Here is a 1,314-nt window from a genome sequence, read left to right on the forward strand (position 1 = left end):
CTGATCCCGGCGACCAGCTGGATCATGGGCGAGAACCATAGCCTGATGAGTGTGGTCATGATCTCGGTATCGCTCACCGCAATGGCGTGGAATATTGCCTTCAACTATGTGTTCGACTATCTGGTGCCGGGCGAACGCATCAAGCGCAAGCTGCCTATGCGCATCCTGCACAGCATCAGTTTCGAAGCCGGCCTGCTGCTGCTCTCGGTGCCGCTGGTGGCCTGGCTGATGAAGTGCAGCCTGTGGCAGGCCTTTTTGCTTGACGCGGGCGCGGCGCTATTTTTTCTGGTGTATGCGCTGGCATTCAACTGGCTGTACGACAACCTGCGCGCACGCCATCGGCAGCAGCTGGCCGGCCTGCCGATACAAAATATCCATGGCCCCGCATCAGGCTGCGGCAAAGTGGATTGAGCTGCGCCGGCGTATCCGCATACGCCGATCTGGCAAGCAAAGCTCGGCGACAAGCCGCCTTAAAAGACAGAAGCCATGCCGGCATCCGTATGTTTACGGGCCGGCATGGCTTCAGGCATAAGGACATCAAGCCCTGCAAAGGATCGCTCGACTTAACGCGGGATAATCGGTGCAATATTCAACGGATTTTTCTTGATCGCCTTAGCTGCCTTCTTTTCTTTGGCGGTCATCGCCGCCGGTTTTTTGGCTTCCTTGGTACTTTGTCTAATCTTGCCCATGATGCTGCTCCTGGTAGGCATCTGAAAATACAGATGCCTGCCGAGTATAAGCCGAATGAAGGACAAGGCCACGACTTTGACAGATGCACGACCAGAAAATCAGCAAATCCTTGCGTAAATCTCCATGCAGTTCCCCCGCCTGACCTTGGCACTACAAGTAATTTGACATATGCCATGCAGCATCTAAATTGAAATTAAATTACTCTAAAAATTTCCAAAATCCAAAACTATAGGGCTGAACATGTCTGCCGCCGTTCTTTCCGTCATCACCACTCTGGACTACGGCATCGTCATCGGCCTGAATAGTTCATGCACCGATGGTCATCGGTTCGGTATCCATGCTTGCATGGGCAATGAATGCGGCGATTATCAAGTTCCTGCCTATGATTCTGGTCATTTGCTGGCTCTTGGACAGACCCGATCCATGCAGTCTTGGTCTTGGTCTTGGTCTTGGTCTTGGCCTTTGCCTTGGCCACTACGATCTTTCGCATTTCCCCCAAGTTGGGAACCTGGCCTTCCTGCACGCGACCGTGTTTATTTGCCTGCCACTGCTATATCTGGGCATGCATTATCCATCCGATCTGGCAACCGGTGCCTTGATCGGGGTGTTGCTGGTATTGATAGC

3 protein-coding genes are annotated in these 1,314 nt (G+C 53.0%); 2 read left to right on the forward strand and 1 reads right to left on the reverse strand.

Features of this window, described 5'->3' with window-relative positions; all coding sequences use genetic code 11:
* A partial coding sequence (locus tag ACRC1E_RS02655; RefSeq protein WP_438513558.1) for a PACE efflux transporter occupies positions 1–411 on the forward strand: 411 nt, incomplete at its 5' end.
* Between the two features lie 152 nt (positions 412–563).
* Here the strand turns inward: ACRC1E_RS02655 and ACRC1E_RS02660 are convergent.
* The gene (locus ACRC1E_RS02660; RefSeq protein WP_438513559.1) at positions 564–689 is read right to left on the reverse strand and encodes a hypothetical protein; all 126 of its coding nucleotides are present in this window, start codon (positions 687–689) and stop codon (positions 564–566) included.
* A gap of 317 nt (positions 690–1,006) precedes the next feature.
* Between ACRC1E_RS02660 and ACRC1E_RS02665 the strand changes: the two genes are divergently transcribed.
* Positions 1,007–1,314: hypothetical protein (locus ACRC1E_RS02665; RefSeq protein WP_438513560.1), on the forward strand; the 308-nt coding region annotated here is incomplete at its 3' end.

Source organism: Craterilacuibacter sp. (assembly GCF_051659485.1).
GTDB lineage: Bacteria > Pseudomonadota > Gammaproteobacteria > Burkholderiales > Chromobacteriaceae > Craterilacuibacter.

Bases quoted from the DNA above. Each gene is read 5' to 3' on its own strand.
- ACRC1E_RS02660 (WP_438513559.1), bottom strand. From the start codon at position 689: ATGGGCAAGATTAGACAAAGTACCAAGGAAGCCAAAAAACCGGCGGCG.